This is a genomic window from Enterococcus sp. GC34 (assembly GCF_040886645.1).
Taxonomy (GTDB): Bacteria; Bacillota; Bacilli; order Lactobacillales; family Enterococcaceae; genus Enterococcus; species Enterococcus faecalis.
The window spans coordinates 50,059-62,305 of sequence record NZ_JBFOEF010000012.1; the positions used below are offsets into that span (position 1 = coordinate 50,059).

Below are 12,247 nucleotides of genomic sequence, written 5' to 3' on the forward strand. Positions count from 1 at the left end.
TTTTTTCTCGTTTTTTTTTTAATCCTCGGATGTTTCCGTGGAATAATAGCTATGGTCTTCTAAGTTCAAAGCATTAAGAATCATTGAGGCAGTTTCTTCAATTGAAAGAGAAGCGACATCAATAACGATACAACCTAATTTTTGATAAAGATCATTAGCAAAAGCCAGTTCTCGCCGAATTTTTTCAATATCTGAATAAGAAGTATTTTCAGGCAATCCATATGCGCGCATTCGTTCTTTACGAATCCCGTTTAAAACATTGGGATCATTGGTTAAGCCAACAATTTTTTTAGGGTCCATTTCGAATAATTGTTTCGGTAAATGTGCTTCAGGAATTAGTGGCAAATTAGCAACTTTTAAGTTCTTGTTGGCTAAAAAGAGACTTAGCGGTGTTTTAGAAGTTCGGGAAACGCCAAGAAGTAACACATCCGCTTCTAAAAAGCCTCGTGGGTCCTTGCCATCGTCATATTTGACAGCAAATTCCATTGCTTCAATTCGTTTAAAATAATTTTCATTCAGATGATGTAAGGCACCTGGTTCCCGCATAGGTGCGACACCTGTTAATCGTTCGATTTCCGCAACAGGTGGTGTCAAAATGTCAAAATGGAACAATTGATGCTCATTGAAAAATTGATTAGCAATCGCCACGAGATGATCATTAATGATAGTATGCAGTACCATGGCCTCTGCTTTTTTGGCATCTTCTAACGCTTGCACCAGTTTATCTTCGTCTTTAACGAATGTTCGTCTAATCAAAGTAAAATCAACAGTGGGGTACTGGGCCATTGAAGCAGCCGCCAATTTTGAAGCGGTCTCGCCAGCAGAATCTGAGATGACAAAAATCGTCACACATTTTTTTTCTTCAGAAATAGTCATAGAAGGTAAGTCCTTTCTTGCATTTTTAATAATTTTATTATACCATAAGTCCAGAATCTATTTCGTAATGATTCTGATTTAGGTTGTTGAGGGAGGAAATGGCGATGGCACCAGTAAAAACCAATATTGAACAAGCCTTAGAAACCATGAAAGCCAGTGGATTAAAATATACTAAAAAACGAGAATTACTGATGAGCTATTTGATTAAGCGAAATCGGTATGTTTCTGCACGTGAAGTGTATGAATTTATGAATGAAACCTTTAAAGGAGTCAGTTATGATACGGTTTATCGTAACTTGCATGACTTTGAGCGCTTGGAATTGCTGGAAAAAACAGAATTAAATGGCGAGCAAAAGTTTCGCTTCCGTTGTTGCCAAGAGGTGGAACATCATCATCACTTTATTTGTACGGTTTGTGGCAAAACGGAAGAAATTCACATGTGTCCGATGAATTTTTTTGAAGAACAGTTAAAAGGTTGTTCAATTGAAGGACATCGCTTTGAAATCCTTGGTCGTTGTGCCGATTGTTGCGAAAAATAGCGAATAAGACGAAAAATCAAACAAAAATTTCGTATTTTATCAGTAGAGTGGTTGACGGTTATTTATGCTTTAGCTATAATATAACAAGGACAGTATTTTAATTTGTGGGTTTTTCCCACAAATAAGAAAAACGGTTACTTTTTAAGCTCGGAGGGAGGGAATAACATGTCAAAAACAGTCGTTCGTAAAAACGAATCTCTTGATGATGCTCTTCGTCGCTTCAAACGTTCCGTTTCAAAAGCGGGTACTTTACAAGAATCACGTAAACGTGAATTCTACGAAAAACCAAGTGTAAAGCGTAAGAAAAAATCTGAAGCAGCTAGAAAACGTAAAAAATTCTAGTTTTGAATGAATTGGAGTTGGTGGTATGTCATTGCTAACCACATTGAATGACGACATTAAAACAGCGATGAAAGCTAAAGACAAAGAAACTTTAGCCGTACTTCGTATGTTAAAGACTGCCATTCAAAATGATCAGATTAAAGCGGGCCGTGAATTGAACGGAGAAGAAGAACTCACTGTATTGTCTCGTGAGATGAAACAGAGAAAAGATTCTTTATCAGAGTTTGAAAAGGCGGGACGCGACGATCTTGTTGAAAAAGTAAAAGTTGAAATAGCAATTGTTGAAAAATATATGCCTCAACAACTAACAGAGGAAGAAATTCGTCAACTAGTTCAAGAGGTAATGACGCAAACTGGCGCCACTTCACCAAAAGATTTTGGTAAAGTGATGGGCGCTATGATGCCGAAAGTCAAAGGCAAAGCCGATGGCAACCAAGTTAACGCAATTGTGAAAGAATTATTACAAGAAAACTAAGAGCGTTATCGAAACTAGGACAGGATACTGTCCTAGTTTTTTTATGTAAAGAGAAAACCGGTAGCTTTTTACGGTTTTCTCTTTTTTGACTTTCAAAGTCAAATCAGGTACGACTTCTTTTTAAACAGATAAGAATGTGGTATCATTGTAAAGGACTATATAATAAAGGAGATGGACGTTTTTTGACAGATAATCAGTCAAAATCTTTGGAATTAATACTTACTGATTCTGATGATGCACACATGCTTTTAGGAACACATGATAAACATATCAAATTTTTAGAAGAGAATACCCACGTAACGATTAATAGTCGTGGCGAAGTTATTCAGTTAATTGGCGAATCATCAGAGGTAGAGTTAGTCGCTTCCGTGTTAAGAGCGCTACAAACATTAATTCAACGAGGCATCAAAGTGCATACGCCAGATGTCGTTTCTGCTTTAAAAATGGCCAAAGCTGGAAATTTAGAGGCGTTTATTGCCATGTATGAAGAAGAAATTATGAAGGACCATCATGGTCGGGCAATCAGAATTAAGAATGTTGGTCAAAAAAAATATATCGATGCAGTTAAAACTCATGACGTCATTTTCGGGGTGGGACCTGCGGGGACAGGAAAAACCTTTTTAGCCGTGGTGATGGCGGTAGCAGCTTTGAAAAAAGGCGAAGTACAAAAAATTATTTTAACTCGTCCAGCGGTGGAAGCTGGCGAAAGCTTGGGCTTTTTACCAGGTGACTTAAAAGAAAAAGTCGATCCTTATTTACGTCCAGTTTACGATGCCTTATATCAAATTTTTGGTATGGATCATACAAATCGTTTAATGGAACGCGGCGTTATTGAAATTGCCCCGCTTGCTTATATGCGTGGTCGTACATTAGATGATGCTTTTGTCATTCTAGATGAAGCACAAAATACCACGGTTGCCCAAATGAAAATGTTTTTAACTCGTTTAGGGTTTAGTTCAAAAATGATTGTTAATGGAGATACTAGTCAAATTGACTTGCCACGTGGTGTAACAAGTGGTTTAGTTAACGCCGAGCGTACGTTAAAAGACATTGAAAAAATTGCCTTTGTAAATTTTGAAGCCAGTGACGTTGTGCGTCATCCGGTTGTAGCACAAATTATTCAAGCCTATGAAAAGGAACAACAAAAGCATTCCTAAGCAGTTAGGGAAGGAGTGAAAGTACCTTTTGAAAAAAGTACTTACAAAGTTAGGGGATCGTTTAGGTAAGGCCTATTTACCTATTTTATTAGCCGTTTTTTCTCTTCTTTTATTTATGATTATGTTTGGCAGTGTCCATCAGAAAAGAGTAGAAATTAAAGAAGGTCAACTGGCCGAGAAAACCATTCGTGCAAATAAAAATATCGAGAATACCTACGAAACAGAACAAAGAAAAAAATTGGCAGCAGAAGCTGTCACCCCCGAATATATTTATCAAGAAGATACGGCATCTGTCCAACATAATCGTATTGATAAGTTATTTAAATTGATTGATTCTGCGAATGAAAAAGTAGACAAAGAGTACAGCAATAAGCAAGCGAAGGCCAAAAAGGAAGAAACGATTCCTGCGCCGACCGTGGAAGAACGAGTAGCTAGCTTAAAGTCATTGTTTGAATCTTTACCGCAAGATGAAGTTACGTTTTATCAAAGTTTTCCTAATGTTTTTTATCAAACAATCTTTACATTAACCTCTGAGCAATTGGATAAGGTTCGTTCAGAAAGTTTGATGTTGGTGGATGACGCAATGCAAAATCACGTTCGAGAATCTGATTTGGATAAAATTCGCCAAGAAGCTAACGGTAAAATTCAATACTTAGATATTACGAGTACCATGCAACAAGTCATTCGTTACATTGTTAACCAAGGGATTGTGGTAAACGATATTGCCAATGAAAAACGAACAGAAGAGCTGCGTCAAAAAGCGATGAATGCTGTTCAACCCGCAATGATTTATCAAGGCGAAATTATTGTTCGTGAAGGTACTCAAATTGATGCAAAAGCGGTCGAAAAACTTGAGTTACTAGGAATGACTAGTCAAAATACCTCTATTTTTCCGATGGTGGCATTAGCATTAGCTATTTTACTTCAAGTTGAAGTGTTAATTTTCTTTACAAAACAAGTGACTGAGCCTTCGCGACAACGCTCGTTTATTATCTTTTACACGGGTGCTATGCTAATCAGTGTTATTTTAATGAAATTCTTCCAGATTTTCCAAACAGAGCAGTTGATGTATATTCCCTTGTTCTATCCGGCAGCCTTTGCGCCGCTGATTCTAAATCATTTTGTAAATCGTCGTTCAGGGATAATCGCTGCCATTTTCCAAGTCGTTTTTGCGTTATTTATCTTTTATAATTCTATTGGCACAAACTCGTTGACGGTTATTCTGATTATGTACTTATTCTCAGGATTTCTAGCAACAGTTGTTAAACGGAAACGGATGAGTGAGCAAGTTTTCCCAGCTTTAATGTGGGTAGTGGTCTTTCCTGTTTTCATGGCGGTTGTCTTAATGATTTATCAAGGAATGAGTTTAACAGATGGTAAAACGTGGACAGCTTTAATTTGTGCAGGTGCAGGAACGGTACTTTCATTTTTAGCAACAATGGGCTTGCATCCATATATCGAATTATTAGTGACTGATGATAGTATGATTGTCTTGAATGAATTAAGTAATCCGAACCATCCGTTGTTAAAACAACTGTTAGAAGAAGCGCCAGGTACCTATCATCATAGCATGATGGTGGCTAGTTTGAGCGCTAACGCTGTTGCTGAGATTGGTGGACGGTCGCTATTAACACGAGTTGCTTGTTATTACCATGACATTGGCAAAATTAAACACGCCAATTTCTTTGTGGAAAACTTACCTGCTGGCGCAGAAAATCCACATAACTTTTTATTGCCAGAAGATAGTAAACAAATTATTTTTGGCCACGTAATTGATGGCGCCAAAATTTTAGAAGAGTACAATATGCCGCAAATGGTGATTGACATTTGTCGTCAACATCATGGCACAACATTGATGAAATTTTTCTATGTGAAAGCAAAAGAACGCAATCCTGAAATTAAAGAATCAGACTTCCGTTATCCTGGGCCACGTCCACAAACACGAGAAGCAGGGATTGTGAGTATTGCTGATACTTGTGAGGCTGCTGTGCGGGCGATGGATCATCCGACCAACGAAAAAATTCAAGCCTTTGTGCATAATGTGATTCAAGATAGAATTTCAGATGGCCAATTAGATGAATGCGGGTTAACGATGAAAGAGATTCGCATCATTGAAAAATCATTAATTAATGGATTATGCAGTACCTTCCATTCACGGATTAAGTATCCAAAAATGAAAGCTGAAGCAGAAGAAATGAAAGATGAACAAGAAAAGAGAGATGACTAATGGATATTACTTTCATTGATGAAACCGAGAAAGTACCAACAGAAGAAATCAAAGAAATCGAAAATTTGCTGCAATTTGCAGCGGGTTTTCTAGAAATTGCCGAAGATACGGAGATGTCGGTGACTTTTACAGATAACGCAGGTATCCAAGTGATTAATCGTGACTATCGGGGCAAAGATATGCCTACAGATGTCATCAGTTTTGCTTTAGAGGATGAAGGGGAAGACGAATTGCCAATTATTTTTGATGATGAAGAGTTGGCAGAGCTACCACGTAATCTAGGTGATTTAATTATTTCAACAGAGCGAGCAGCAGAACAAGCAGTTGAATATGGGCACACATTGGAGCGAGAAATGGGCTTTTTGGCAGTACATGGCTTTTTACATTTGAATGGGTACGATCATATGGAACCTGAAGATGAAAAAGAAATGTTTGGTTTACAGAAAGAGATTTTAGATGCGTATGGCCTTAAAAGATGAGCAAACAGGAAAAAATAAACATTTTATTAATTCATTAGAATTTGCCTGGCAAGGAATCAAAACAGTTTTTCGAGAAGAACGTAATATGCGCAAACATGTGGCGTTTGGCGTCACGGCCATTGTGTTTGGTTTCTTGTTTTCCTTAACACTTGCTGAATGGCTGTGGTTGTTATTGGCCGTTTTTCTTGTCTGGTTGGCAGAAATTATCAACACAATTTTTGAAAATGTCGTAGATATGTTTACGGATTTTCACTTTCATCCAATCGGAAAAAAAGTCAAAGACATGGCCGCAGGAGCTGTTTTATTAACAGCCGGTTTCGCAGTGCTAGTAGGACTAATTCTATTTGTACCAAAAATTTTACAAATCATTCAAATGTGGAAATAAGAGGAGAAATACAATGACAACTGAACATAAATCTGGTTTCGTAGCCATTGTCGGCAGACCAAATGTTGGAAAATCAACATTGTTAAATCGAATTGTCGGCCAAAAAATTGCAATTATGAGTGACAAAGCACAAACAACTCGTAATAAGATTCAAGGAATTTATACAATTCCTGAAGCACAAATTGTTTTTATCGATACTCCAGGGATTCACAAACCTAAACACCGCTTAGGCGATTTCATGGTGGAAAGTGCCTACAATGCGATGCGTGAAGTAGATGCTACTTTATTTATGGTAAGTGCTGATCAAAAACGCGGGAAAGGTGACGACTTTATTATTGAACGATTGAAAAATAATAATAGTCCAGTCTACTTGATTATTAATAAAATTGACAAAGTCCATCCAGATGATTTATTGAGTATTATTGAAGACTATTCGAAACAAATGGACTTTAAAGAAATTATTCCCATTTCTGCCACTGAAGGAAATAATTTTGAGCATTTGATGGATGTTCTCGTTGAGCAAATGCCAGAAGGACCACAGTATTTCCCTGATGACCAAATTACGGATCATCCAGAATATTTTATCGTTTCCGAATTAATTCGTGAAAAAGTGTTACTTTTAACAAGAGATGAGATTCCTCATTCTGTCGCTGTCGTTGTGGACTCAATGAAACGGGATGAAAACGATAAAGTCCATGTCCAAGCAACCATTATTGTGGAACGGGACAGTCAAAAAGGTATCATTATTGGCAAAGGCGGAAAAATGCTGAAACAAATTGGTACCAAGGCGCGTCAAGATATTGAATATTTATTAGATGACAAAGTGTATTTGGAGCTTTGGGTAAAAGTCCAAAAAGACTGGCGTGACAAAAAAATCTATTTACAAGATTTTGGTTATCGCAAAGAAGAATATTAAGAAAGTAGTGTTTGGGAAGCGAGTGTATAAACGAACTTTCCAAACACTACACTAATTTACATAAGAAATGGAAGTGAATTGAATGGCATTAGGGGAGACCAAAGGCATTATTTTATTTACGAAGGATTTTAAAGAGAAGGATAAACTCGTCAAAATTTTTACAGAATCCTATGGGAAATTGATGTTTTTTGTGAAAGGCGCGCATCGAAAAAATAATCCTCTTTTGCCAGCGATTCTGCCATTTACAGAAGCCGTCTACATCGGAAATTTTAGAGAAGAAGGCTTATCTTTTCTCAATAGCAGCAAAGAAGTTCAACCTTTTCGAAACATTCAACAAGACATATTTATTAACGCATATGGAACATATATTTTAAACTTAGTCGATGCAGCAATTGAAGATCAGCACTATGACCCTAATTTATTTCAATTTACCCACATGGCATTATCCGCTTTAAATGAGCAAAAAGACTCGGAAATCATTACAAATATTTTTGAAATTCAATTGTTAGAACGCTTTGGTGTACGACCAGAATGGCATCATTGTGTGGCTTGTGGCGAAACACAAGGGAAATTTGATTATTCCTCAAAATATAGCGGTGTGCTTTGTGAAAAACATTGGCATTTAGATGAACAGCGCTACCATGCAGATCCTAGAGCAATTCATTTTATTCGCTTATTTTCGCAAGTCTCCTATGAAAAAGTCCAAAACATTCAAGTAAAAGAAGAAACTAAGAAAAGTATTCGAGAAACGATTGATATGTTATACGATGAATATGTCGGGTTGCATTTAAAAAGCAAAAAATTTATTGATCAAATGAAAACGTGGGAAAATACGTTAAAAATTCCACCACGAAAGAAGGAAGAAAAAGAAACATAAACAAGCAGTCGTTTTTCTAAAAAAAATTTGACAACTTCCCTCAGACACCGTATTATGATAGAGAAGTTAAATACGTACGAAGAAAAAGAGAAGTAAAAAGAACCCTCTGTTAAGCGAATCTGGGAGAGTGGGAGCCAGAAACACGGAACTTTTGAAAGGCACTTTGGAGTACGACAAACGAAGCTGCCGATGAACACATCGGAAGTAGGGTGGAACCGCGATAATTATTCGTCCCTATGTCTATTAATAGGCATGGGGACTTTTTGCTGTGAATCACTACGATTGGCGCAAATGCGACAGAGTAGATGATGAACAGTACAAGGTGACCAAAGGGAACGTTGTAACCGAATAAAAAAAGCAAACAGTTAACACCAAAAGAAAAATAGTAACGTTTATTCAAAAAAGCTCAATTGGCGCAAAAGTGTCAGAGCAGATGTGGAACAGTACAAGGTGACCAAAGGGAACGTTGTCTCCTCTATGTTAAAACAAACTGCTTAGCCAAAAACATGGAGTAGATGATGAACAGCACAAGGTGACCAAAGGGAACGTTGTCTCCTCTGTGTTAAAACAAACTGTTTAGCCAAAAACATGGAGCAGATGTGGAACGTTGTAACCGAATAAAAATTATCCCATTCTACAAAATTGTTTCTCTGTAGCCCTTTTTAAATTTACATTCCCGAAGCAAAGCCAATCCCTATGTCTATAAAAAATATTCCAAGGAGGAAAATAATGAAAAACAAGTTAACCGTACAAGAAATGATTTTAACCTTGCAAAAATTTTGGTCATCTAATGGCTGTATGTTAATGCAAGCCTATGATACAGAAAAGGGAGCCGGTACCATGAGTCCTTACACGTTTTTACGTGCCATTGGACCTGAACCATGGAATGCTGCCTACGTAGAACCTTCTCGTCGTCCAGCTGATGGACGCTATGGTGAAAATCCGAACCGTCTATACCAACATCATCAATTCCAAGTTGTAATGAAGCCTTCTCCTGAAAATATCCAAGAACTTTATCTAGAAAGTTTGAAATTATTAGGAATTGATCCATTAGAACATGACATTCGTTTTGTAGAAGATAACTGGGAAAATCCTTCAATGGGCTGTGCTGGTTTAGGTTGGGAAGTTTGGTTAGATGGCATGGAAATTACCCAATTTACGTATTTCCAACAAGTCGGGGGCTTACAATGTCATCCTGTCACTTCTGAAATTACTTATGGGTTAGAACGCTTGGCATCATATATCCAAGAAGTCGAAAGTGTCTATGATCTAGAATGGACACAAGGCGTTAAATATGGTGAAATTTTTGTCCAACCTGAATATGAACATTCAAAATATTCCTTTGAAATTAGTAACCAAGAAATGCTTTTAGAAAACTTTGACAAATTTGAAAAAGAAGCTAAACGCTGTATTGAAGAAAGCTTAGTTCACCCAGCCTATGATTATATTTTAAAATGTAGCCATACATTCAATTTATTAGATGCTCGCGGCGCTGTCTCTGTAACGGAACGTGCAGGATATTTAGCCCGCATTCGGAATATGGCTCGTTCCGTAGCGAAAATTTTTGTGGCTGAACGTGAAAAATTAGGGTTCCCATTATTAAATAAAGATCAACACGTATCCAAGGAGGCAGAATAACATGGCAAAAGATTTATTATTAGAAATTGGCTTAGAAGAAATGCCCGCACATGTTGTCACACCAAGCCGTATCCAACTTGAAGAAAAAGTAATCAAATTTTTAGATGAACATCATTTAGACTATGAAACAGTGCAATCCTTTGCCACACCTCGTCGTTTAGCCGTGAAAGTAACTGCGATTCCTGAAAAACAAGCAGATGTTGAAGAAGAAGTAAAAGGTCCAGCGAAAAAAATTGCTTTAGATGCTGAAGGAAATTGGTCAAAAGCTGCACAAGGTTTTGTACGCGGCCAAGGAGTCACAACTGAGGACATTGTTTTCAAAGAATTAAATGGTGTCGAATATGTCTATGTGACGAAGTTTACCAAAGGCCAAAGTGCCAAAGAAGTATTAACAAAATTAAATGACGTGATTACAAGTCTAACTTTCCCGGTAACAATGCACTGGGCAAACTATGATTTCGAATATATTCGTCCAATTCACTGGATTGTGGCACTACTTGATGATGAAGTAATTCCTTTCAAAGTGTTAGACGTGACGACAGGGCAAACTTCTCGTGGCCACCGTTTCTTGGGAGACGATGTGACGTTCCAACATGCTAATGAATATGAAGCAAAATTAAAAGAACAATTTGTAGTGGTTCAACCGAATGAACGGAAACAAACGATTGTTGATCAAGCGAACGCACTCGCTGCAGAAAAAAATTGGCAGTTAGCTTTAGATGAAGAGTTATTGGAAGAAGTTACGAATTTAGTGGAATATCCAACTGCATTTGTAGGCAGTTTTGATGAAAAATATTTATCTGTTCCAGATGAAGTATTAGTGACTTCTATGAAAGAACACCAACGTTACTTTGAAGTTCGTAACGACCAAGGCTTATTAATGCCGCATTTTATCGCTGTTCGCAATGGGGATAATGTTCACCTTGAAAACGTGATTAAAGGAAATGAAAAAGTGTTAATTGCTCGTTTAGAAGATGCAGAATTTTTTTACAATGAAGATAAAAAATTAACGATTGAAGCATGTGTTGAAAAACTAAAAAATGTGACTTTCCATGAAAAGATTGGCTCAATTTATGAAAAAATGCAACGGGTTGCTTTGATTGCACAAATCATTGGTCGAAAAGTTGGCTTATCTGAGGAGGAATTGGAAGATTTAAAACGTGCCTCTGAAATTTATAAATTTGACTTAGTAACAAATATGGTTGGTGAATTCCCAGAATTACAAGGAATTATGGGAGAAAAATATGCCTTATTACAAGGCGAAAAACCAGCTGTAGCAACGGCTATTCGAGAACATTATCTACCAACTTCCAGTGAAGGTGAATTGCCAGAAACAGCAATCGGGGCTGTTTTAGCCTTAGCCGATAAGCTTGACAGCGTCTTTTCATTCTTCTCAGTTGGTATGATTCCAACAGGTTCTAACGATCCTTATGCACTTCGTCGTCAAACCTATGGCGTTATCCGAATTATTGAAGATAAAGGCTGGACCTTCCCATTAGTCCAATTACAAACAGAAGTTGATGAAGCAGTGAATCAAGATGTTGAGAAATATGGCGTTTTACTAAACGAAGGACAAGCAGAAGTCGTTGAATTTGTGAAAGCTCGCTTACGTCAATTATTAATGACGAAAAATGTTCGCCATGACATTATCGATGCAGTGGTGTCTGCTGAGCAAGCCGATTTATCGAAATTATTTGCTTCAGCGAATATTTTAAAAAGCCGTTTTGAAGATCAAGATTTTAAACCATCAATGGAAGCCTTAACGCGTGTTATTAATTTAGCGAAAAAAGGTCAAGAACTTTTAGGTGATACTGAAGAAGGGATTGATCCAAGTCTGTTTGAAAATAAGGCAGAAAAAGAACTGTATCAAGCAGTTAACGATTTATCTGAAGCTTTTGCGACACGCACGATTGCAGAAAACTATGAAGCACTAGTAAATCTACGTCCGTTAATTGATGCGTACTTCAATGAAACGATGGTTATGGTTGAGGATGAAAAAGTCAAACAAAACCGATTAAAACAATTAATGCAAATTGCTAAAATGGCGTTATCAATTGCTAGCTTAGATTTATTAATTGTAAAATAAAAAGCGCTGCTTTTCGACCGCTAAGGAGGAACCGACAGCATGTTTGAAACAACGTTTGAACAAATTTTAACACAATTATCAAAGCCAGCTGTTCGTGCACTAACGAATGAAAAAATCGACAGTGTGGATGAACTCTACGCACGAGGCCGAAAAGCGTTACTTTCGTTGCATGGCTTTGGTCCAAAGTCTATTCGAACTATTGAAGAGATGACTGGGAAAGAATTGAAGTAAAAAAAGGATCGCCTCTAAA

At 37.3% G+C, this 12,247-nt stretch carries 13 protein-coding genes; 12 read left to right on the plus strand and 1 reads right to left on the minus strand.

Annotation, left to right across the window (positions count from 1 at the left end; genetic code table 11):
* Positions 1-18 precede the first annotated feature (18 nt).
* Positions 19-876 (minus strand): pyruvate, water dikinase regulatory protein, encoded by an 858-nt coding sequence (locus tag AB3I72_RS12020; RefSeq protein ID WP_002382760.1) that lies wholly within the window; start codon positions 874-876, stop codon positions 19-21.
* A 98-nt stretch (positions 877-974) separates the two neighbouring features.
* Between AB3I72_RS12020 and AB3I72_RS12025 the strand changes: the two genes are divergently transcribed.
* The 12 genes from AB3I72_RS12025 to AB3I72_RS12080 all read left to right on the plus strand — a co-directional run bounded on the left by AB3I72_RS12025 (position 975) and on the right by AB3I72_RS12080 (position 12,228).
* Entirely contained in the window at positions 975-1,415 is a 441-nt protein-coding gene (locus AB3I72_RS12025; protein ID WP_002387080.1) for a Fur family transcriptional regulator, read from the plus strand.
* Between the two features lie 165 nt (positions 1,416-1,580).
* On the plus strand, positions 1,581-1,757 hold the full coding sequence (gene rpsU / locus AB3I72_RS12030; protein ID WP_002356740.1) for a 30S ribosomal protein S21: 177 nt from the start codon (positions 1,581-1,583) through the stop codon (positions 1,755-1,757).
* Between the two features lie 25 nt (positions 1,758-1,782).
* Positions 1,783-2,232, plus strand: a complete 450-nt coding sequence (locus tag AB3I72_RS12035) for a GatB/YqeY domain-containing protein (RefSeq protein WP_002356741.1) — start codon at positions 1,783-1,785, stop codon at positions 2,230-2,232.
* 134 nt (positions 2,233-2,366) lie between these two features.
* Positions 2,367-3,389 carry a PhoH family protein gene (locus AB3I72_RS12040; protein ID WP_002356743.1) on the plus strand — a complete coding sequence of 341 codons (1,023 nt, stop codon included), beginning with the start codon at positions 2,367-2,369 and terminating at the stop codon, positions 3,387-3,389.
* A gap of 28 nt (positions 3,390-3,417) precedes the next feature.
* The gene (locus tag AB3I72_RS12045; protein WP_002382763.1) at positions 3,418-5,616 is read left to right on the plus strand and encodes an HD family phosphohydrolase; all 2,199 of its coding nucleotides are present in this window, start codon (positions 3,418-3,420) and stop codon (positions 5,614-5,616) included.
* Entirely contained in the window at positions 5,616-6,095 is a 480-nt protein-coding gene (gene ybeY, locus AB3I72_RS12050) for an rRNA maturation RNase YbeY (RefSeq protein ID WP_002356745.1), read from the plus strand. Before AB3I72_RS12045 ends, ybeY begins: the two co-directional genes overlap by 1 nt.
* Positions 6,079-6,480 carry a diacylglycerol kinase family protein gene (locus tag AB3I72_RS12055; protein ID WP_002382764.1) on the plus strand — a complete coding sequence of 134 codons (402 nt, stop codon included), beginning with the start codon at positions 6,079-6,081 and terminating at the stop codon, positions 6,478-6,480. Before ybeY ends, AB3I72_RS12055 begins: the two co-directional genes overlap by 17 nt.
* A 13-nt stretch (positions 6,481-6,493) precedes the next feature.
* Positions 6,494-7,396 carry a GTPase Era gene (gene era, locus AB3I72_RS12060; RefSeq protein WP_002359745.1) on the plus strand — a complete coding sequence of 301 codons (903 nt, stop codon included), beginning with the start codon at positions 6,494-6,496 and terminating at the stop codon, positions 7,394-7,396.
* Positions 7,397-7,478: 82 nt separating this feature from the next.
* The gene (gene recO, locus AB3I72_RS12065) at positions 7,479-8,273 is read left to right on the plus strand and encodes a DNA repair protein RecO (protein WP_016614529.1); all 795 of its coding nucleotides are present in this window, start codon (positions 7,479-7,481) and stop codon (positions 8,271-8,273) included.
* A 729-nt stretch (positions 8,274-9,002) separates the two neighbouring features.
* Positions 9,003-9,911 carry a glycine--tRNA ligase subunit alpha gene (gene glyQ / locus AB3I72_RS12070; RefSeq protein WP_010706545.1) on the plus strand — a complete coding sequence of 303 codons (909 nt, stop codon included), beginning with the start codon at positions 9,003-9,005 and terminating at the stop codon, positions 9,909-9,911.
* Between the two features lies 1 nt (position 9,912).
* Entirely contained in the window at positions 9,913-11,997 is a 2,085-nt protein-coding gene (gene glyS, locus AB3I72_RS12075) for a glycine--tRNA ligase subunit beta (RefSeq protein ID WP_002420038.1), read from the plus strand.
* Positions 11,998-12,036: 39 nt separating this feature from the next.
* Positions 12,037-12,228, plus strand: a complete 192-nt coding sequence (locus AB3I72_RS12080) for a DNA-directed RNA polymerase subunit alpha C-terminal domain-containing protein (RefSeq protein ID WP_002420039.1) — start codon at positions 12,037-12,039, stop codon at positions 12,226-12,228.
* Positions 12,229-12,247 lie beyond the last annotated feature (19 nt).

What these genes read in the sequence shown, in the direction of transcription:
- AB3I72_RS12055 (WP_002382764.1), top strand. Translation starts at nt 6,079, where the DNA reads ATGGCCTTAAAAGATGAGCAAACAGGAAAAAATAAACATTTTATTAAT.
- AB3I72_RS12080 (WP_002420039.1), top strand. Translation starts at nt 12,037, where the DNA reads ATGTTTGAAACAACGTTTGAACAAATTTTAACACAATTATCAAAGCCA.
- glyS (WP_002420038.1), top strand. Translation starts at nt 9,913, where the DNA reads ATGGCAAAAGATTTATTATTAGAAATTGGCTTAGAAGAAATGCCCGCA.
- AB3I72_RS12040 (WP_002356743.1), top strand. Translation starts at nt 2,367, where the DNA reads ATGTGGTATCATTGTAAAGGACTATATAATAAAGGAGATGGACGTTTT.
- rpsU (WP_002356740.1), top strand. Translation starts at nt 1,581, where the DNA reads ATGTCAAAAACAGTCGTTCGTAAAAACGAATCTCTTGATGATGCTCTT.
- AB3I72_RS12020 (WP_002382760.1), bottom strand. Translation starts at nt 876, where the DNA reads ATGACTATTTCTGAAGAAAAAAAATGTGTGACGATTTTTGTCATCTCA.
- ybeY (WP_002356745.1), top strand. Translation starts at nt 5,616, where the DNA reads ATGGATATTACTTTCATTGATGAAACCGAGAAAGTACCAACAGAAGAA.
- recO (WP_016614529.1), top strand. Translation starts at nt 7,479, where the DNA reads ATGGCATTAGGGGAGACCAAAGGCATTATTTTATTTACGAAGGATTTT.
- AB3I72_RS12025 (WP_002387080.1), top strand. Translation starts at nt 975, where the DNA reads ATGGCGATGGCACCAGTAAAAACCAATATTGAACAAGCCTTAGAAACC.
- glyQ (WP_010706545.1), top strand. Translation starts at nt 9,003, where the DNA reads ATGAAAAACAAGTTAACCGTACAAGAAATGATTTTAACCTTGCAAAAA.
- AB3I72_RS12035 (WP_002356741.1), top strand. Translation starts at nt 1,783, where the DNA reads ATGTCATTGCTAACCACATTGAATGACGACATTAAAACAGCGATGAAA.
- era (WP_002359745.1), top strand. Translation starts at nt 6,494, where the DNA reads ATGACAACTGAACATAAATCTGGTTTCGTAGCCATTGTCGGCAGACCA.